Here is a 19935-nt window from a genome sequence, read left to right as displayed (position 1 = left end):
AAAAGTTCCGGCGCGCGGCAACCCATGCCGCCCGGGTGGCGACCAGGAGGGGCAAGATCTCTCCCCACCCGAAGGAACCGGGACATGACCTCACGCGTGGAACCCCGTGCACGTCACCGCCGCAGGACCGACCGCAAGCGCGCCCTCATCGGTGGCGCGTCCGCGTTCGCCCTGACGGGAGCGGCGATATTCACCAGCACGATGATGTCGACGGCGAGTGCCGCCACCACCTGGCCGACCGCCACCGGCAGCGAGGCCGTCTCGTCGACGATCGCCGTCTCCGGCACCCGGGACGGGGGCTACAAGCGCTACTACGGCAGCGGTGACCTGGCCGGTGACGGCCAGGAGGAGGGCCAGGACCCGATCTTCCAGCTCGCCGACGGAGCGACGCTGAAGAACGTCATCATCGGCGCGCCGGGCGCCGACGGCGTGCACTGCCAGGGCAGTTGCACCTTGCAGAACGTCTGGTGGGAGGACGTCGGCGAGGACGCCGCGACCTTCAAGGGCGGCAACTCCGCCGTCTACACCGTGTACGGCGGCGGTGCGAAGAAGGCCGCGGACAAGGTCTTCCAGCACAACGGCGGCGGCAAGCTCGTCGTCTCGAAGTTCGCGGTCCAGGACTTCAAGACCCTGTACCGCTCCTGCGGCAACTGCTCGACGCAGTACAAGCGCACCTCGATCTTCAACACCGTCGAGGTGACCGCGCCGGGTTCGCGGCTGGTCGGCATCAACACCAACTACGGCGACACGGCGGCCCTGCGGAACATCACGGTCGTCGGCGACAGCAGCAAGAAGATCGTGCCGTGCCAGAAGTACATCGGCAACAACACCGGCGCAGAGCCGACGACAAACGGTTCGGGCCCGGACGGAACCTATTGCAACTACACGGCATCTGACATCACGTACCAGTGACCACCGCGTCTACGGACGCCACGGATCTGCTGGCCTGAGCCCCCCTCGGCCAGTCAGGGCGACGCCCCTCACCGGTGACGACCGGCGAGGGGCGTCCGCACACCCACTCACTCCGTCCCGTCCTGCTGCGTCCCACTCCGTCGTCGAACGTCCCAGCTGTTGGCCGTGGAGAGAGTGGACGGGCCGAGTTCGGCCGGGCCGCCCCCGTTGCGCACCGCCAGGTTCCGCGCGAGCCGCGCCTTGCCCGTGGCGAAGTGGAAGCCGGACGAAGCGTTGGCGTACGCCGTGTTGTGGCGCAGCCGCAGCGCACCGGCGTTGGCGTTCTCCGTGAAGCCGTGCAGCGCGTTGTCCCAGGCCGCGTTGCCGGTGACGACATGGGCGGCCGAGGCGCCCCCGCCGCCGAGCTCGAAGCCGTTGCCGTTTCCCGCGAAGGCCCTGTCGTGCCAGTGATTCCTGCCGTTCCCGTACGCCCGGGAGCGCTCGACGGTGACCGGGCCGGAGAACTGCCACAGGTCGAGGCCGTCGTCGGAGTTGCCGAACAGACGGGCGCCGGTGATCCTGTTGCCGCTTCCGGAGCCGAACTTCACGGCGATGCCGTCGGCGTTCCGTCCGTGGCCCGAGGCGTCGTAGTTGCCGTGGCTGTCCAGGTTCTGCACGAGGTTGTCCGTCGTGCCGTCGCCGCGCAGGGTGAAGCCGGAGTCGCCGTTGTCGGCGGTGACCAGGTTCCGGAAGACGCCGCCGACGGAAGAGGTGGCGACGAAGCCCTGTGCCGGGGAGTGCTGCCAGGTGATGTCCTGGACGGTCCAGTGGTCGCCGTCGATCCCGGCGAGCCAGGAACCGGCGGGGAGCTTCGAACCGTCGATCCGCACCTTCTCCCCGCCGTGCGCCCGGAGTGTGATCCGGGCCGAACTCGTGCCGCTCGCGGCCGACTTGAGCGTACGCGTCGGGTGGTACGTGCCGGCGCGCACCTCGATGAGGGTGCCGGCCACCGCGCTCCGGACCGCGGACTCCAACTGCGCCGTGGTGGACACGGTGACCGTCGCGCCGGAGGCCCTCGCGCCGCCGGGCGAGAGGCCGAGATAGACACCGCCGGCCCCGGATGCGACGGCCACCGCCGCGGCGACGGAGAGGGTACGGGCTCCGCGGTGGCGCCCGGTGCTGTACCGCACAGGTCGTTCCTTCCCTGGAGCGAGGGCGGGGCCGGGGCCGCTTTCCTTACCCGGCCCCGCCTCCGCACCCTGGTCGCCGCCCGGCCCGGGAAGGTTGCCGAGGCCGTACGAAACGAATCGAAACTTTCGCTCGCTCCGGCCGCGCTTCCTTCGATTGACGCACCGTCCGCAACTGGTGACACTCCGAGGGCAACCCATCCCAACAGAATCCACCAGACCCCCACAGGATGTGTCATGCGCCTTCGCCCAGCCCGAGCACTCCTGATCCCGCTTCTCGCCCTTCTCGCCCTCCTCCTGAGCCTGCTCGCCGCCCCACCGAGCCCAGCGGCCCAGCCCGAAGCCCCACCAGGAGCGCCCTCTGTGACCGACGTGAGCGACGTGAGCGACGTGAGCGACGTGAGCGAGCATCAGTACGCCGGCTATCTCTTCGCCTACTTCACCGGCGAGGGCACGGCGGACGGCGAACAGATCCGCTACGCCCTCAGCCGCGGCAACGACCCGCTGCACTGGCGGGAGTTGAACGCCGGGAAGCCGGTCCTCACCTCGGACCAGGGCGAGAAGGGCCTGCGCGACCCGTTCGTGATCCGCTCCCCCGAGGGCGACAGGTTCTACATGATCGCGACCGATCTGCGGATGTACCGCAATTCCAGCGGCAGTTGGGATCACGTCCAGCGGCACGGCAGCAAGTCGGTCATGGTCTGGGAGTCCACCGACCTGGTCCACTGGACCGACCAGCGGCTGGTGAAGGTCGCCCCGGACAACGCGGGCAACACCTGGGCGCCGGAGGCCTACTGGGACGACACCCTCGGCGAGTTCGTCGTCTTCTGGGCGTCCAAGCTGTACGCCGACGACGACCCGGACCACACCGGCTCGACGTACAACAAGATGCTGTACGCGACCACGAAGGACTTCCGTACCTTCAGTGCGCCGAAGGTCTGGAACGACCCCGGTTACTCGGTCATCGACTCGACCGTCGTGAAGCACAAGGGCACTTACCACCGCTTCACCAAGGACGAGCGCGACCCGGGTTCCGCCAGTCCCTGCTCGAAGTTCATCACCGCGGAGAAGTCGACCTCGCTCACGGACACCTCGTACGACTTCGTGGCGGACTGTGTCGGCAGCGGCTCGATCGACCGCGGTGAGGGTCCGACGGTCTTCAAGTCCAACACCGAGAACAAGTGGTACCTGTTCATCGACGAGTACGGCGGGCGCGGCTATGTGCCCTTCGAGACGACCGACCTCGACTCGGGCCGGTGGACGATGTCGGAGAACTACCAGCTGCCCGCGAGTCCCCGGCACGGCACGGTCATGCCGGTGACGCGCGCGGAGTACGACCGGCTGCTCGCCGCGTATCCGGAGAGCGGCACCTCGATCGTGGACGCCACGGTGAAGGGCCAGAAAGGGTACGCGGTCGTCACCGGGGCCGCCTCGAAGGTCGTACTGCCGATGGAGCCCGGTGAGGACCTGTCGAGGCTCGCGCCGAAACTGTGGCTCGGTGAAGGTGCGAGGGTGAGCCCGGCTTCCGGGACGCGGCGCGACTTCCGCAAGCCGCGGAAGTACACGGTGACGGCGGCGGACGGCACGACCCGCACGTGGACCGTCGAGGCCGTGCCCACCCGCAGCCCGGTCCTGCCGGGGCTGTACGCCGACCCCGACATCCAGTACCTGGACGGCCGTTACTGGATCTATCCGACGACGGACGGCTTCCCGGGCTGGAGCGGCACGAACTTCAAGGCGTTCTCGTCGAAGGACCTGGTCCACTGGAAGGACCACGGGGAGATCCTCGACCTCGGCCCCGACGTGTCCTGGGCGGACAAGAACGCATGGGCCCCGGCCATCGCCGAGCGCGACGGCAAGTACTACTTCTACTTCTGCGCCGAGCAGCAGATGGGCGTCGCGGTGGCCGACTCCCCCGCCGGTCCCTTCGAGGACGCCCTCGGCAAGCCCTTGGTGGCGAAGGGCGGTTCGTTCCAGGGCCAGATGATCGACCCGGCGGTCTTCACGGACACCGACGGCCGGGCGTACCTGTACTGGGGCAACGGGCACGCCTACGTCGTCCCACTGAACGACGACATGGTGTCCTTCGACGCGTCGAAGGTGCGGGACATCACCCCGGGCGACTTCCGGGAGGGTTCCTTCGTGGTCGAGCGCGAGGGCACGTACTACTTCATGTGGTCCGAGGACGACACCCGCAGCGAGAACTACCACGTGGACTACGCGACCGGGCCGTCGCCGCTCGGCCCATGGACCGAGCGGGGCACGATCCTGTCCAAGCGCCCGGAGTACGGCATCAAGGGCACCGGTCACCACTCGGTGGTGAACGTCCCCGGCACGGACGACTGGTACATCGTCTACCACCGGTTCGGCCTGAACGGGCCCGGCCGGGCCGGCGGGGACGGCACGCACCGGGAGACGACCGTCGACCGCATGACCTTCGCGGCCGACGGCACGATCGACCCGGTGGTACCGACCCTGGAGTCGGTCCGGCCCGTACGTAGGGGCTGACGCCCTCAGTCCATCGTCGCGCCGATCGTGGTGCTGCCCGTGGTCAGGAAGGTGGTCACGGGCAGCGCACCGTTCGACTGACGGGAGTTGTACGTCGTCGAGGCGTCCGTGGAACGGAACGAGGGCGTCGAGACGCCGGAGTCCCAGTTGTTGCCGGCCGAGACGACCGAGCTGCCCTTGCTGACCGGGGTCCCGTTGCTCACGGCCAGGTTCTTGCCGAGCCTGGCCGCTCCGGTGGCGAAGTAGTAGCCGTACTTGACGTTGGCGTAGGCGGTGGTGCGGTTGATGACGATGGCGCCCTTGTTGCTGTTCTCGGTGAAGCCGCTGCCCGCGTTGTCCCAGGCCGCCGAGTTGTTGACGACGTGGGCCACCACCTCGCCGTCGCCGCCGAGTTTGTAGCCGTTGCCGTCGCCCGCGAACGCCGAGTCCGACCAGCGGTTCTTGCCGTTGCCCATGGCCCAGGTGTGCTCGACGGTGACCGGGGACGAGAACGACCAGAAGTCGAGGCCGTCGTCCGAGTTGTTGTGGAGCCGGGCCCCGGTGATCAGATTGCCGCTGCCGGAGCCGAACTTGACGGCGACGCCGTCCGCGTTCTCCCCGTGGGTGGCGGCGTCGTAGTGACCGTAGGAGTCGATGTTCCGGACCGTGTTGTCGGTGGTGCTGTCCCCGGTGAGCGTGAAGCCGGAGTCGCCGCCGTTGATCGTCTTGATGTTCTCCCAGACCGTCGAGGCACACGACTGGCAGACGACGGCACTGTCCGGCGAGTTCTGGAAGGTGATGCCCGAGACGGTCCAGTAGTCGGCGGTGAGCTTGAAGATCCAGTCCCCGTCGGGGAGGTTCGAGCCGTCGATCTTCACGGTCTCGGAGCCGTAGGGCTGCAGGTATATACGGCTGGAGGAGCTGCCGTTGGCGGTCGACTGGAGGGTCGCCGTCGGGTAGTAGGTGCCGGCGCGCACCTGGATGACCGTGCCGGCGGTGGCGTTCTTGATGGCGTTGGTCAGGTCGGTGGTGGTGCTGACGACCACGGTGGCGGCCTGCGCCTGGGTGGGGATCACGGCGAGTCCGGCACCGAGGGCGAGGGCGGCGGTCAAGGAGAGAGCGGTGCGACGGGACATGGGTGTGGGGACCTTTCGTCCGGCGGTGCGGGGATTGATGTGGGGATCGGTCTGGGGATCGGTGCGAGGAGGGCGCCGGTCACAGGGCGGAGTCGAGCCAGGTGAAGACCTCGTCCTGCTGGGGCGCGGTGAACACGTGGCCCAGTTCGGGCCAGATCCTGGTGTGCAGGTGTTCCTCGGCGTGCCGTGCGCGCCAGACGGCGCGCAGCTTCTCGTACGCGACCCGGACGCCTTCCGCGGGGAACAGGGAGTCCTGGCCGCCGTGGAAGAAGAGCATCGGCCTGGGTGCGGCGATGCTCGCCACGTCGGGGAAGTCGAGGTGCCGGGCGAGCCCGGGGTGGAGCATGTAGTACGAGGACTGGCCGCGCAGGATGTTGTTGCCGGGCACCATGACCTCTTTGAGCCCGGTCATCCAGCACACGCTCGCAGCCGCCGCGATGTGGTCGCTGAGGCCGGCCGTCTGCCAGGCGCGGAAGGCGCCCATGGAGAACCCGACGGCCGCGACCCGGCGCCGGTCCACGCGGTCGAGGCCCGCCAGGAAGCCCGCGGCGCGCACGTCCTCGCGGGCCATGAGCCCGGCGAGCGAGGAACCGAGGTTGAGGAAGTTGCTCGCCAGGGCCTGCTGCTGCTCGTACGTGACCGGCCCGCGGTCGCCCCAGCCGAGGGCGTCCAGGGCGAGGACCACGTAGCCGCGCCGGGCCAGTTCGTCACCGACGAACCGCCCGCTGAAGTAGCGGTCCGCCCAGGCCTGCGCGGAGGCCAGGCGCGTGTCGTCGTCCCAGGGCCGGACCAGTTTCTCCTTCCCGATGTCGAACTTGGCGCCGTGGTCGTGGAGCAGGAGGACGGCGGGGAAGGGCCCGGTGCCGTGCGGGGTGAGCAGGGAGCCGCGGACCCGCTCGTACCGGGTGAGGGAGAGGGTCACCGACTCCCGCGTGTACCCGTCGGCTTCGGCGGGCGCGCCCGGCTCGGGGTCGTACGGGGTGTGGTCCCGGTCGACGAGCAGGTGTTCCTCGACCTTCGAGCGAGCCGCCCGCCGCCAGGCCCGGAAGTCCCGGACCGGGGAGGTGCCGTAGGCGAGCGGGAAGCGCAGCTCGTCCTTGAGGAGGGGGTGGAAGTCGGGGAGGTTGCCCTCGACGATGCCTGTGGCCTGCGCCGCGTGGGCGGTGGACGCCCCGGCTCCGGCTCCGGCCACCCCGAACATCGCGGCGGCCCCCGCGCCGGCGCCCGTGACGAACCTCCGTCTGCCCAGACGCGATCGGTCAGAATCGCTGCTCATACGGCCTCCAGTCCCCGAGATACGTCCTGCGGGTGTGCTCCACCGCTTCCGCGGCCGTGAGCAGGGGCCGGTTCTCCGGCACCGAAATGACCGCGCCCGGACCGGAGTTGGCGTACTCACGAAAGCGCATGGTCTGCCAGGGGTACGCCTCGCGCATGTCGATGTACGGCGCCACCGCGTCGATGCCCGGCCCCAGCCAGGTGTCCCGCACCACGAGCGACGGCCGGGCGGTCGTCTCGTAGGACGGCACCCACGGCCGGGCGATCTTGTACGCGCCGTCCTCGGCGCCGGAGGTGACGCGGCACCGCACGGCGAGGAAGCCGTACGGATTCGCGCGGGCCGTGGCGGGGGCGAAGACCATGCCCTCCGGCCTGAAAGTCACGTCCCGGTCGAGCGTGTGGAGGCGGCACCTGTCGAAGACGGCCCGCCCCCGCCCGAAGACGAAGTCCACGTCACCTTCGACGTGACAGTCCCGGTAGTACTGCCGGTCGAAGGAGGTCAGCGCGGCGGTGTCCGCGAACAGGGTGTCCTGGTGCGCCAGGAACCGGACCCTCTCGAAGCGCGACCGGTCCCCGGTGACGTACGCGGCCACCGCCTGGGTTCCCGTGATCTCCGGGTGGTCGGCGCGCAGCCAGTCGTTGGCGATCGTCAGACCGAGCACGGTCAGTCCGGGCGCCGCCGAGGCGAGGGTGGCGGAGCCCGCGGTGCCGTAGGTGCCGGAGCCGTCCGGCTTCGGCGTCCCGTTGGCGTTGTCGTACACGATGACCGCGTCCCGGGGGTCGCGGGTGGCCCCGAGAACCGTCAAGTCCCGCACACCAGCCGGTATGTTGACGACTTCGCGATAGGTGCCCGGATGCACGACGATCGTCCGGCCGTGTCCGTCGGCGGCTGCGGCGACCGCCTCGACGGCCGCTTGGACGGAGTCGCCGGGGCGGACGTGCAGCACCTGGCGGCGCGGGTCCTCGGCGGCGGCCGGGTAGGTGCCGGCCGCCGCGAGCGTGCCGACGGCCCCGGCGAGCAGGGTGCGCCGGCGCATCTCAGCACCCCTTCCAGGGGGTCCAGTCGCCGAGGTACGTCCGCCGGGTGTGCGACTGGGCCTCGGCGCGCGTGAGTTGGGGCCGGTTGGCGGGGACGGTGATCTCGGCGCCCGGCCCGCTGTTGCGGTACTCGGCGAACCGCTGGCTCTGCCACGGATAGGTGGCCGACATGTTGGTGTACGGCTCCGCCGCGTCGATCCCCGCACCGAGGCGGGTCTCGCGCACGGTCAGCATGGGCCGGGCGGTGGTGTCGGACCCGGGCACCCAGGGCCGGGCCAGCTTGTAGAAGGCGTCCGGGGCTTCGCTCGTCACACGGCTGTCCGTCACCAGATAGCCGTGCGGGTTGGCGACCGCGGTAGAGGGCGCGAAGACGAAGCCGTACGGGGCCCCGGTGAGGTCGGTCCGCTCCAGGGCACGGAAGTGGCAGTGCTCGTACACGGCGGTGGCCCGCCCGAAGACGAAGTCCACGTCCCCCTCGACGTAGCAGTGCGCGAAGTACTGCCGGGCGAAGGCGGTGAGCGCGATGGAGTCGGCGTACAGCGTGTCCTGGTGACCGAGGAAACGGCAGTGGAGGAACGCCGACCGGTCGCCCTGCACCTTGATGGCGACGGCCTGGGTGCCGGTGATCTCGGGATGGTCGGCGCGCAGCCAGTCGTTGGCGAAGGTGATGTCCCGGGCGGTGAATCCGTCGGCCTGCACGGTCGTGGTGGCCGAGCCGGTCGTGCCGTAGGGGCCGGAGCCGTCCGGCTTCTGCGTGCCGTTGGCGTTGTCGTACACGATGACGACGTCACGCGCGTCCTCGGAGGCCCCGAGCCAGGTCATCTCCGTACGGGCGGCGCCGACGGCGACCGTCTCGCGGTAGGTGCCCGGCGCGATGACCAGAGTGAATCCACTGCCGGTGGTGGCGTTCACGGCGGCCTGGACGGTGGTGTGGTCGCCCCGGCCGCCGGCGTGGACGTACAGGGTCCGCTCGTCGAGCCGGGCCGACGGCGAACCGTACCGCCCGAAGGGGGACCGTCCGCGCGCGTGGGCGGTCCCGGCCCCCAGTGCGAGCGCGGCCCCGACACTCGCGACGACGAAGGCCCGTCTGCTGGTCGCTGTCGGCACCACTTCCGGTACCGGTGTCGATGTCGGTGTCGGTGTCGGTGTCGGGAGGGTCATGGTCAGCAGACCTTTCCGGCGCCCGCGCGGCCGGCGACGATGCCCGGCACGGCACGCGGCGAGTCGACCTTCGTCCGCAGGGTGGGCGTCCATCCGGCGCCCGACTGGAGGGTCTCGGCGGGGATCTCGGCGTTGTGGACGGCGATGAGGTCGGTCTTGCGGCCGTTGACGTAGTTGTTCTCGGCGGTGAGCGGCGCCTCGTTCCACTTCTTCAGGGTCTTGGCGGCGCTGACCCCGGCGGGCAGCGAGAACGCGTTGTGGGAGGCGTACAACTGGGAGGAGATCCCGACGCCGAAGGTGTAGCCGTACGACTGTCCCTCGTTCACGACGAAGTGGTTGTTGTACGAGTCGACCTGCCCGAAGCGGACCCGTGGCGCCCGCTCGACGACGCCCTCGAACTTGTTGTGATGCAGGGTGACCTTGAGCTTGCCGGTGTCGGTCGCTCCGGCGCTGTCGCTGTTGCCGATCAGCATGGTCTTGTCGTGGTCCTCGACCGAGTTCCAGGACACGGTCACGTGGTTGGCGCCGCGCACGATGTCGAGCAGGCCGTCGTGCTGCTGGTAGGTCTGGCCGAAGTAGGTGGGCAGTGTGCTGTCCGGGTAACGGCCGTCGGTGAGGGTGTTGTTGGCGACCCACACGTGGGTGGAGCCGTACACGACGACCGCGTCGTACTCGGAGTTCCAGGCGCCGGTGTCCGTGTCGGTCGGGTCCCACTGCGGGAAGCAGTCCAGCGGGGCCTCGATGGTGAGGTTGCGCAGGATGACGTTGTCGACGCCCTTGATCTGCAGGCTGCCGCCTCTGATGCCGGCGCCCTTGCCGACGCCGACGATGGTGGTGTTGGCGGGGACGTTCACCTTGATGGCGGTGTCCTGGTTGGCGGCGGAGACGGCACGCAGCCCCTCGGGACTGTCGGCGGGCTCCCCGGACAGGTCCGTGTCCAGGCCCCAGTTCTCCGGCGAGTACTTCTCCAGATAGGCGTCGAAGTCGTACCCCGGAGCCGCGAAGGACGCGCACCCCTCGGCGACGGGATCGATGACCCCCTTGACCTTGATGATCTTCGGCGCGTCCCCGCCGGCCTTCAGCGCGGCCTTGAACCCGGCCCAGGTGGTGACGGTGTGGACGTGCGCGGCGTCGGCCGCCGAACCCCCACTGGTCCCGGCCCCTTCGGACCCCCACCCGTCCCCGACGGGGAGGGTCTCCCGCCCGAGGTCATGGGCCTGGGCGGCCCGACCGGCCTGGGTCTGGGCATGGGCGACGGACCCGGTGACACCGAGAACGAGAGCGGCGCAACCGGCGATCGACGTAATGACATGTTCATGCCAGATATGAGTACGCATGAATGCGGGTTTCCTTTCGGGTCTTTCGTCTTCTGGGGGCGCGAGGAACGGCGCAATCCTTTGCCTTCAGGGGCGCGGGGAACGGCGCAATCTTTTGTCTTTCAGGGGCGCGGGGAACGGCGCGACCAGCCACAACGAACCGGCACGTACGAACGAACGCGGCGGAACTACGACTCGGGCCAGGTGATCCAGGATTCAGGAATCACTTCACCCAGCCGCCGAACATCGCGCGCCCCGAGCACGCGCCGCCGCACCAACTCCCCCGCCACCATCCGGGCCACGGCCACCGCCCCGGGCGGATTGAAATGCGTGTTGTCCTGCTCGGCATCGGTCCAGTTGAAGTACTTCTTCGTCTCCTCGACACCCAGCTCCTGCCAGAGGGCGATCGACAGGGCCTGGACATCGAGCAGAGCCACCCCCTCCTCCCGCGCGAGCGCCCGCACGGCCGCCGGATAGTCGCCGTGGGTCGCCACGGCAACCCCGTCGGCGTCGAACTTCCGCCGCTCCACGGACGTGGCGAGCACGGGCCGCACCCCCCGCGCCCGCGCCCCGTCGACGTACTGACGGAGATAGTCCTGGTACGTCGTCCACGGCTCGGTGTACCGCGTGGGATCGGCGATCTTGGAGTCGTTGTGCCCGAACTGGACGAGCAGCAGGTCGCCGGGCCGGACCGCGGCGAGGATGGCGTCGAGGCGCCCCTCGTCGATGAAGCTCTTCGAACTCCGCCCGTTCACCGCATGGTTGGCGACGGCGAGCCGCTCGTGCAGGAAGAACGGAAGGGCCATGCCCCAGCCGGTCTCGGGTGCGGCATCGGCGTACTTCTGGGCGGCGGTGGAGTCACCGGCGATGAAGAGGGTGCGCCCACGGGGCCGCGACGGCGAGGCGGCGACAGCGGGCCCCGTCCCGGCGACGGCAAGCGGAACGGCAGCGAACGCGGCGGTGGTGACCTGTCTACGAGTAAGACTCACGTCGGTTTGCCTTTCGTCTTCTAGCGGCGCGGGGAACGGCGCAGTCCTTTGCCTTTCAGGGGCGCGGGGAACGGCGCGGTCCTGTCGCCCTTCAGGGCGCAGGGAACGGCGCAATCGTTCGCCGTCAGGGGCGCGGGGAACCGCGCGACCAGCCACAACGGCCCCGCAGTCACCCCACACCCCCGGCCGGGGCCAGAACCAGTAGGGACTAACCCCTCTGCTCGTTCCACTCCGTCTGGGCCGTGTTGAGCTGGTCGGCCAAGGTGTTGAGGAAGTCCCTCGCACTCAGCGACCCGTTCAGGACCTTCTGGAAGGCCGGCTCGTTGTCCGTCTTCGAGATGGTGTTCCAGTCCGGCAGGTAGTACGGCAGCTGAACGATCGTCGTGGAACCATCGGTCAGCGCCTCGGCCGCCAGCTTCGTCGGCTCGGCCTCAGAAACCCACGCGTCCTTCCCGGCGTCGTTGTTGGACGGCACCTGCCCCGCGGACTCGTTGAACTTGGAGTTCTGCGCCTTCTCGGTGGCGAACTCGATGAACTTCCAGGCGGCGTCCTTGTTCTTGGAGGTCTTGAAGATCCCCAGCCCGTCGACGGGGTTGGACACCTGGACGCGCTTGCCGCCGGGACCGATCGGCTGCGGAATGCCACGGAACTTGTCGGCGCCCAGCGCCTTCACGTGGTCCTGGTAGGAGCCCAGGTTGTGGTTGAGCATTCCGATCGTGCCGGAGTCCCACTGCGCGACCATCTTGGTGAAGTCGTTGTTGAGGTCGGCGGCCGGGGTGACCTTCTTGAAGAGGCCCACGTACTTCTCCAGGGCGTCCACGTTCTTCGGGTCGTCGACCGTGGTCTTCTCGTTGCCGGAGTCCCAGAACGAGGTGATGCCCGACTGCCCGTACATCGCGTCCAGCGCCTGGGCGATGGAACCGGCGCCACCGCGGATGGTGTAGCCGAACTCGTTCTTGTCCTTGTCGGTGAGCTTGTCGGCGGCCGTGTAGAACTTGTCCCAGGTGGTGGGCGCCTCCAGACCGGCCGACTCGAACAGGTCGGTGCGGTAGTAGAGGACGCCGTTGTTGGCGGAGGTCGGCACCGAGTACAGCGTGCCGTCACCGCCACCGGCGGCCTTCAGCGACTTGACCATGTCCTCGTTGAGCTTGCCGTTCAGGGAGGACTTGCCGAGCCGGTCGTCCAGCGGCTCCAGCGCCTTCTGTGCTGCGAAGCCCGCGAGCATCGCCGCTCCGACACCGCCGACGTCCGGCAGCCCCTTGGCCTGGATGGAGGTGTCGACCTTGGACTGGTACTCGGTGGCGGCGATCGGGACGTACTTGACGTCGATGTCCGGGTTCGCCTTCTCGAAGTCGGCGATGATCTCCTTCCAGATGTCGGTGCGGACACCGCCGTTGTTGTCCCAGAAGGTGATCTCGCCCTTGCCACTGCCCTCGGCGCCCTTGTCGCCCGACGAACCGCTGCCGTCGTCACCGCAGGCGGTGGCGGTCAGCGCGAGCACCGCGCTCACGGCGACGGCGGCGACGGAGCGGCGCGCTCCTCTGCTGTTGCTGCGCATGCTGCTCTTCATGATCGGCTCTCTTCTTCCGGATCCAACGAGGGTTGTGTCGCTGTGAAGTTGTGGGGGTTCTGGTCGGCGGCCCGGCCCGTGGGGTGGTCGCCGCCGGGCATGTTCGGGACGGTGTGCGCGCCGGTACGCGTGCCGGTGTTCGTGCCGAGCCGCTTCTGCGGCCCGGAGAACCTGGCCACGAGTGCGGGGACGGCCGCCGCCGGGTCCAGCCGGTAGGCGTAGAAGTCCTTCGGCTCGAAGGCCGAGCCCCATGTCTCGTGCCGTCCGGTGGTGTTCTTCAGAATCGATCCGCGTTGCACCAACTCGGCGGTGGCGTCGGCCTGGTAGGGGTGCTGGACGTCCTGGTAGTAGCTGTTCTCGATGACCATCCTCGTCGCGCCGCGGGACCAGTTCCCGTAGGTCCACACCGGGTCGCCGGGGTCCGCCTGCGCGGTCATGTAGTTGTTGTAGAGGTGTGCGTAGGCGCAGTTGTCGGCGGACGGGTTGCGCTGCTTCGTCCCGCGGAACCAGTTGTGGTCGATGGTGATCTGCGTCTTCACGTACGGCGTCCAGCCGATGCCGAAGGTCTTGTTGTTGTCCTCGAAGCGGTTGTAGGAGACGGTGACGTACTCGCTGTCCTTGCGGATGTCGAGCTGTCCGTCGCAGATCCGCGAGAAGCGGTTGTGGTCGATCCAGACGTGGTGGACGGTGTCCATCTGGATGCCGTCGAAGTCGGTGTCCTTGCAGTCCCAGTCGCCCTCGACGTACGAGTCGCGGATCGTCAGGTTGCGGATGATCACGTTGTGGGTGCCGGGGGCGAGGTGCAGTTCGCCCTGGACCAGCTCCCCCGCCGTGCCGACGCCGATGATGGTCTTGTCCGAGGCCACGGCGACGTTCGCGCCGAACGGCTCCGCCCTGATCGTCCCGGCCACCCGGATGACGTACGGCTCCTCGGCCGCCGCGTAGCGCTCCAGGTCGGCCTGGGTGGTCACGGTGACGACCTCGCCGCCGGCGCCCCCCGTCGTACCGCCTTCGAGGGAGGCGAACCCGTGCGCTGCCTCGGCGGACCCCGCCAAGGGCCGCTGGGAGATCGGCCTGAAGGCCGCCTCGGAAGCCGCTTCGGCCGGGGTCAGGGCCCCCAGCCCCAGCGCGGCCACCAGGACGGAGACCGTGACCAGCACCCGACCAGGACCGGGGCCCGTGCCCAGCACCCGGCCCGACCCCGGCCCCTGCCTCGGTTCCGGTCTTGGCAAGCGCTTGCTACGGAAGTGCGTCATTGCGGCTCCCCACAGGCTTACGACGGTGATGACGTGGTGCGGTCAGGCAGGTGGCGCGGTACTGCGAGCTATCTCGTCGGCAGCGCTGCCGACGGCCTCCCGGGCGGTGATGCGGAACCGCGTGAACGTGGCCGACCCCGCGTGTCCCCCGCCGGACGGCGCGACCCCGAACAGGCCGAGCAGGGCGCCGACCCAGCGCCAGGGGGTGGCGGCGAAGACCTGTCCGGACGGCTCCCAGCCGCCGCCGAGGTCGTACGAGAAGCGGCAGCGCGCTCCGGTGCCGGCCTCGATGCGCAGCCGGACCCGTCCCTCGGGCGCCATCCGCGGATGCGCGGCGTCGCGCTCCCTCTCGGCGACCGACTCGGCGAACCGGTGCACGAGGTGGACCGTCCCGTCGGCCCCCCGTTCGAGCCCGATCCAGCTGAACGCGTCGCCCAGTACGGCGAGTCCGGCCCGTGCGCCCGGCTCCTCGGCGTCGAGCCGCAGCTCGACCTCGACGGTGCAGGGGGCGCCGGGCAGCCGCTGGGTGAGCACGCTCGGCAGCTTGCGCGGATCGTGCGCGTCCGCCGACCGTACGCAGGCCAGCCGCAGCCCGTCGCCGGAGTGCTGGGTGGCCCAGCCGTCCTGCGGATTGGCGGTCCACTGCCACTGCCGGCCGAACCGCCCGCCGGGGAAGTCGTCGTCCGTGGCGGGCGCGGAGAGCGGCTGCCGCGGCAGATCGGGCTTGCGGTGCACGGCGACGGGAGTGCCCTCGTCGCCGATGACCGGCCAGCCGTCCTTGCCCCAGCGCATCGGCTGGAGGTGGACCACCCTCCCGTACGCGCCCTTCTGCTGGAAGTGCGCGAACCAGTGCTCGCCGGACGGGGTGCTCACCCAGCCGCCCTGGTGGGGACCGTTGACGTCGGTGTCGCCCTGCTCCAGGACGACCCTCTCCTCGTACGGCCCGAAGAAGCCGCGCGAGCGGAAGGCGCCCTGCCAGCCGGTCTCGACCCCACCCGCCGGGGCGAAGATCCAGAACCAGCCGTCGTGCCGGTACAGCTTCGGCCCTTCGAGGGTGAACCAGCCGGGGATGCGGTCGCCGTCCACGATCAGCTTGCCCTCGTCGAGCAGGCCGGTGCCGTCGGGCCGCATGCGGTGGCCGGTGAGCCGGTTCTTGATGCCGGAACGGGATCTGGCCCAGCCGTGCACGAGGTACGCCTCGCCGGTGTCCTCGTCCCACAGCGGGCAGGCGTCGATGAGTCCCCTGCCCGCCTTGATGAGGTGCGGGCGGGTCCAAGGGCCGCGTATCCCGGGGGCGTTGACCTGGTAGATGCCGTGGTCGGGGTCGCCCCAGAAGATCCAGAAGCGGTCGTCGTGATGCCGTAACGAGGGTGCCCAGACACCGCAGTCGTGCCGCGGCTTCCTGAACTCCCTCGCGGGCTCCAGGCGTTGGAGGGCGTGGCCGACCAGCGTCCAGTTGACCAGATCGCGGGAGTGCAGCAGCGGCAGGCCCGGGGCCCGGCCGAAGCTGGAGGCGGTCAGGTAGTAGTCGTCGCCGACGCGCAGGAGGTCGGGGTCGGACCAGTCGGCGTTCAGGACCGGGTTGCGGTACGTGCCGTCGCCGAGGTCGGAGGTGAAGGCGGGAGCGCCCTGACCGCTGAGGGCCTTCTCCCGGCCACCCAGGTCCTTCTCCTGACCTCTCAAGGGCTTCTCCTGACCTCGCAACGGTGTGTCCTGGCCGCTCATGGGCTCACCGCCTTGCGGACGAGCGCCGCCGCTTCGGCCCGGTCGAGGCGGCCGTCGGCGACCACGGTGACGACCCGGCGTACGACGGTCTCCCCGGCCGGGACCGGCAGCCGCTCCTCGTGGGCGAGGGACGAGCCGACCCCGGGGTACTCGGTGGTGCGCACGAACCACGGGTCGCGGCGGGTGCGGTCCGTGGCCCCGGCGAACACCAGCGTCCAGGCGGCTCCCGAGAGCGCCACCCAGCCGGCGCGGGAGCCGTGCACGACGTCCTCGCCCTCGTCGGTCGCCGTGAACACATCGGGTGGTTCGTCCTCCTTGCGGGCCCGCCAGAAGAAGCCGCCGTAGGCCGCGCCGGGCCGGCCGTTGGTCGCCGGACTGCCGATCGACAGGGGTGCGGAGGTGGTGTTGGTGAGCGAGAAGGTGAAGTCCAGCGCCCAGGCGGTGTCGGTGAGTTCGGTGGCGGCGACCGTACGCCGTTCGCGCAGCAGCTCGGCTCCGGCGGCGACCCAGCGCAGCTCCTCCACGAAGCCGTCCGGGTCGCTCAGCTGGAACGCCGTGTGCCGCTGGGCGCCGTGGTTGTCCAGCTCGGTCGGCCCCTGGTCGCGTACGAAGGTGCGGCCGCCCCAGAAGTTGTACCCCTCGACGTCGGGAACGGCGACACCGACGCCGAGGTGATGGAGGTGGTCGGCGGGGCTGAGCTCGGTGACAGCCGTACCGGCCAGGGTGGTGACGGGGTGCAGGTAGGGGCGCGGCGAAAGGGCCGGCGCCAGTTCGGGCCGGGTGATGTAACGGCCGACCGGGCGGCCCGCGACGCGCAGGACCAGCGACTCGTCGGTCATCAGGTGCTCACCTCTTTCGACAGTGCCCACGAGGCGCCCAGTTCGGAGTAGAGGGCGAGGGTGTCGGCGGCGGCCGCGACGAGTCCGTCGACCCCGGGCACGATCCGGCGGTTCTCGTCGGCGTCGAGGTACCAGGCCTCGTCGGGCAGCGCGCGCGGGTCCGGCGCCTGCCGGATCGCCTCGACGACCTTCATGAAGGCGCCCGTCTCGTCGGGGGCGACCAGCAGCCCGGCCCTGCCTCCGAGGTGCTCGACCAGGTTCTCCAGCAGATCGGTCCTGCCGTACGTGAGCTCCTGCGGGCCGTGTCCCGAGCGCTGGACGAGGACGCGGTCCTGCTTGTACCAGAAGGTGATCCGGCCCTCGGTGCCGTGCACGAGGACGTACGGCTCGTCGGGGTGTTCGGCGCACAGGGTCGCGGCGACGGTGATGCGGCTGCCGCCCGCGGTGGTGACGCGGACGCAGGAGGTGTCGTCGGACTCGATGTCGTTGGCGCGCAGCAGCTCGGTCTCGATGCCGGCGACGTCCTCGGCGCGGGTGGCGCCGTCGAGCGCGAGGGCGGTGGCGACGGCGTGGGCGAGGGGGTTCGTCAGGACGCCGTCGACGACGTCGGCCCCGTTCAGCCGGCGCCGGCCGGCCCAGGGCGCCCGGCGGTAGTACTCCTCGGCGCGGCCCCAGGCCCCGGCTCCGCCGATCCCGTCCACCCGGCCGATCGCGCCCTCGGCGATGAGTTCCCGGATCGCGGGCACGGCGTGCGAGCCCATCGACTGGAATCCGATCTGGCACACCACCCCGGCCGCCGCGACCCCGTCGGCCATCCGCCGGAACTCGGCGTACGACGGCGCGGGCGGCTTCTCAAGAAGCAGGTGTACGCCCCTGGCGGCGGCCGTCAGTGCCAGGTCGGTGTGGGTGGGGATCGGCGTGCAGATCACGGCGATCGCGGCGCCGGTGGAGTCCAGCAGGGCGCCGAAGTCGGCGGACTGCTCGGGAAGTTCACCGAAGCCGGAGCTGGAACCGGTACGCGAGCCGGAGCCGGCCGCGGAGAAGCCCGCCAGTTCCTCCTCCGTGAGCGGAGTCAGTTCGCAGATTCCCGCGAGGCGCACCAGGCCCTTGTCCTGGAGGCGGCGGATGTTCTCCAGGTGCCAGCGGCCGTGACCCCGGGCCCCCGCGAGGACGACGGGAAAGGGACATTCGAGGTCGCTCATCCCTTCACCGCCCCGGCGCTGAAGCCCGTGATCAGCCACTTCTGGATGAAGGCGAAGACGATCACGACGGGCACGGCCGCGATGATGCCGCCGGCGGCGAGCGCGCCCAGGTCGACGCTGTCGGCGCTCATCAGGCTGTTGAGGCCGACGGGGATCGTCTGCTTCTCCTGGTTGCTGAGGAACATCAGGGCGAACAGGAAGTGGTTCCAGGAGTGCACGAAGGCGAAGGAGCCCACCGCGATCAGTCCGGGCCGCAGCAGCGGCAGGACGACGACCCGGAAGCCGGTGAAGCGGTTGCAGCCGTCGACCCAGGCGGCCTCTTCGAGGGAGTACGGCACGTTCCGGATGAAGCCGCTGATCAGGATCATCGACAGCGGCAGCTGGAAGACGGTCTCGGCGATGATGACGCTGCCCAGCGAGTTGATCATCTGGAGCTCGGCGAAGATCTGGAACAGCGGCACCAGGAGCAGCGCGCCCGGCACGAACTGCGAGCAGAGCAGCGCCAGCATGAAGGCGCGCTTGATCTTGAAGTCGAAGCGGGCGAGGGCGTAGCCGCCGGCCAGCGCGACGAGCGTGGTCATGAGGAGCGTGGCGAGTCCGACGTACACGCTGTTCTCGAAGTACGTGCCGAAGCTGCGGTCGTTCCACACCTTGTCGAAGTGCTCGAAAGTCATCGGCCAGGGCACGAGCGAGGTCGAGCCGGTGGGCCGCAGCGCGAAGAGCAGGATCCAGTAGAAGGGGACGAGGGTGAAGACGAGGTAGATGCCGAGCGGGAGGTAGATCTGCCAGCGCGGGGCCTCGTCCCAGGCGCGCCTGCCCTTGCGCGGGCGCTGCGGCGGCTCGTCGGCCACCGGTGTCGGCGCGGCCGGCGTGATGGTGTCGATGTCCTTGGTGATCACTTGTCCCCACCTACTCCGAACTTGCTCAGCCGCAGATAGACCATCGAGCAGAAGAGCAGGATCACGAACGCGACGGTGGTCAGGGCCGAGGCGTAGCCGAAGTTGTGCGCGTCGACGCTGGTGTTGGCGATGTAGAGCGGGAGTGTCGTCGTCTCCCCCGCGGGTCCGCCGCCGGTGAGTGTGTAGAGCAGGTCGACGTTGTTGAACTCCCACACCGCGCGCAGCAGCGTGGAGAGGATGATCGCGTCCTTGAGGTGGGGCAGTGTGATGTGCAGGAACTGCCTGAAGCGGCTGGCTCCGTCGACCTCGGCGGCCTCGTAGAGGTCCTTCGAGACGGACTGGAGGTCGGCGAGGATGAGGATCGCGAAGAAGGGGACGCCGCGCCACAGGTCGGCGACCACCGCCGCGGGGAAGACCGTGGAGGTGTCGGAGAGCCAGCTCGTGCCGTACTCCCCGATGCCCATGTCGGCGAGGTAACGGGTGATGCCCGTCTGGGAGTTGTAGAGCAGCACCCAGATCGCGGAGGTGAGCACACCGGAGACGGCCCAGGGCGAGAACACCATGGCGCGGCCGAGCGAGCGGCCCACGAAGGTCTGGTTGACGATCAGGGCGAGTGCCAGGCCGAACAGCAGCTGGAGCCCCACCTCCACGACGACCCACTTGGCGCTGAAGACCAGCGTGTCCCAGAACTGCGGGTCCTCGGTGAAGATGCGGGTGAAGTTGTCGAAGCCCGCGTAGCCGTTGCGCCACGGCTTGGTGGGGTTGTAGTGCTGCAGGCTGTAGTAGAAGACGCTGAGCACCGGGTAGGCGATGAAGCCCAGCATCAGCAGTCCCGCCGGGGCGATCAGCAGATACGGGAGCCTGCGGGGCGTCGCGGAGCCACGGCGCCGCCTCGGTGGCGCGGGCTGCTTCGCCACGGCTGCGGCTTGTGCCATGACTGTTCTCCGTTCTCGGGTGTGCGGGT

16 protein-coding genes are annotated in these 19935 nt (G+C 69.7%); 2 read left to right on the top strand and 14 right to left on the bottom strand.

Annotation, left to right across the window (positions count from 1 at the left end; all coding sequences use genetic code 11):
* Positions 1 to 84: 84 nt before the first annotated feature.
* Positions 85 to 912, top strand: a complete 828-nt coding sequence (locus OHS59_RS33780) for a pectate lyase (RefSeq protein ID WP_328497138.1) — start codon at positions 85 to 87, stop codon at positions 910 to 912.
* A 107-nt stretch (positions 913 to 1019) separates the two neighbouring features.
* On the opposite strand, the gene OHS59_RS33775 is transcribed toward OHS59_RS33780, so the two are convergent.
* Entirely contained in the window at positions 1020 to 2081 is a 1062-nt protein-coding gene (locus OHS59_RS33775) for a right-handed parallel beta-helix repeat-containing protein (RefSeq protein ID WP_328497137.1), read from the bottom strand.
* A gap of 234 nt (positions 2082 to 2315) precedes the next feature.
* On the opposite strand from OHS59_RS33775, the gene OHS59_RS33770 reads away from it, so the two are divergent.
* On the top strand, positions 2316 to 4586 hold the full coding sequence (locus tag OHS59_RS33770; RefSeq protein WP_328497136.1) for a family 43 glycosylhydrolase: 2271 nt from the start codon (positions 2316 to 2318) through the stop codon (positions 4584 to 4586).
* A 5-nt stretch (positions 4587 to 4591) separates the two neighbouring features.
* On the opposite strand, the gene OHS59_RS33765 is transcribed toward OHS59_RS33770, so the two are convergent.
* From OHS59_RS33765 to OHS59_RS33705, 13 genes are all read right to left on the bottom strand, one after another.
* On the bottom strand, positions 4592 to 5701 hold the full coding sequence (locus tag OHS59_RS33765) for a right-handed parallel beta-helix repeat-containing protein (RefSeq protein ID WP_328497135.1): 1110 nt from the start codon (positions 5699 to 5701) through the stop codon (positions 4592 to 4594).
* Between the two features lie 79 nt (positions 5702 to 5780).
* Positions 5781 to 6977: a dienelactone hydrolase family protein gene (locus tag OHS59_RS33760; protein ID WP_328497134.1), complete on the bottom strand. Its 1197-nt coding sequence runs from the start codon at positions 6975 to 6977 to the stop codon at positions 5781 to 5783.
* Complete coding sequence (locus OHS59_RS33755; protein WP_328497133.1) at positions 6961 to 8013, bottom strand: pectinesterase family protein; 1053 nt, start codon at positions 8011 to 8013, stop codon at positions 6961 to 6963. Before OHS59_RS33755 ends, OHS59_RS33760 begins: the two co-directional genes overlap by 17 nt.
* Position 8014: 1 nt before the next feature.
* Positions 8015 to 9175: a pectinesterase family protein gene (locus OHS59_RS33750; protein WP_328497132.1), complete on the bottom strand. Its 1161-nt coding sequence runs from the start codon at positions 9173 to 9175 to the stop codon at positions 8015 to 8017.
* Between the two features lie 2 nt (positions 9176 to 9177).
* Positions 9178 to 10512 (bottom strand): pectate lyase family protein, encoded by a 1335-nt coding sequence (locus tag OHS59_RS33745; RefSeq protein ID WP_328497131.1) that lies wholly within the window; start codon positions 10510 to 10512, stop codon positions 9178 to 9180.
* Positions 10513 to 10679: 167 nt separating this feature from the next.
* The gene (locus OHS59_RS33740; protein ID WP_328497130.1) at positions 10680 to 11480 is read right to left on the bottom strand and encodes a rhamnogalacturonan acetylesterase; all 801 of its coding nucleotides are present in this window, start codon (positions 11478 to 11480) and stop codon (positions 10680 to 10682) included.
* Between the two features lie 208 nt (positions 11481 to 11688).
* Entirely contained in the window at positions 11689 to 13050 is a 1362-nt protein-coding gene (locus OHS59_RS33735) for an ABC transporter substrate-binding protein (protein ID WP_443061544.1), read from the bottom strand.
* Positions 13047 to 14210 (bottom strand): pectate lyase family protein, encoded by a 1164-nt coding sequence (locus tag OHS59_RS33730; RefSeq protein WP_328497129.1) that lies wholly within the window; start codon positions 14208 to 14210, stop codon positions 13047 to 13049. The genes OHS59_RS33735 and OHS59_RS33730 overlap by 4 nt, the downstream gene beginning before the upstream one ends.
* A gap of 138 nt (positions 14211 to 14348) precedes the next feature.
* Positions 14349 to 16031 carry a glycoside hydrolase family 43 protein gene (locus OHS59_RS33725; RefSeq protein ID WP_328497128.1) on the bottom strand — a complete coding sequence of 561 codons (1683 nt, stop codon included), beginning with the start codon at positions 16029 to 16031 and terminating at the stop codon, positions 14349 to 14351.
* Entirely contained in the window at positions 16028 to 16870 is an 843-nt protein-coding gene (locus OHS59_RS33720; protein WP_443061543.1) for a PmoA family protein, read from the bottom strand. The genes OHS59_RS33725 and OHS59_RS33720 overlap by 4 nt, the downstream gene beginning before the upstream one ends.
* Positions 16870 to 18072, bottom strand: coding sequence for a Gfo/Idh/MocA family protein (locus OHS59_RS33715; protein WP_328497127.1), 1203 nt, complete (start codon positions 18070 to 18072; stop codon positions 16870 to 16872). Before OHS59_RS33715 ends, OHS59_RS33720 begins: the two co-directional genes overlap by 1 nt.
* Positions 18069 to 18968, bottom strand: coding sequence for a carbohydrate ABC transporter permease (locus OHS59_RS33710; protein ID WP_443061661.1), 900 nt, complete (start codon positions 18966 to 18968; stop codon positions 18069 to 18071). The genes OHS59_RS33715 and OHS59_RS33710 overlap by 4 nt, the downstream gene beginning before the upstream one ends.
* Positions 18968 to 19906: a carbohydrate ABC transporter permease gene (locus OHS59_RS33705; protein ID WP_328497125.1), complete on the bottom strand. Its 939-nt coding sequence runs from the start codon at positions 19904 to 19906 to the stop codon at positions 18968 to 18970. The genes OHS59_RS33710 and OHS59_RS33705 overlap by 1 nt, the downstream gene beginning before the upstream one ends.
* Positions 19907 to 19935 lie beyond the last annotated feature (29 nt).

The sequence above is a fragment of the Streptomyces sp. NBC_00414 genome (assembly GCF_036038375.1).
Lineage (GTDB): Bacteria > Actinomycetota > Actinomycetes > Streptomycetales > Streptomycetaceae > Streptomyces.
The sequence above is the reverse complement of the archived record's forward strand: the minus strand, read 5'-3'. Positions and strand labels throughout refer to the sequence as shown.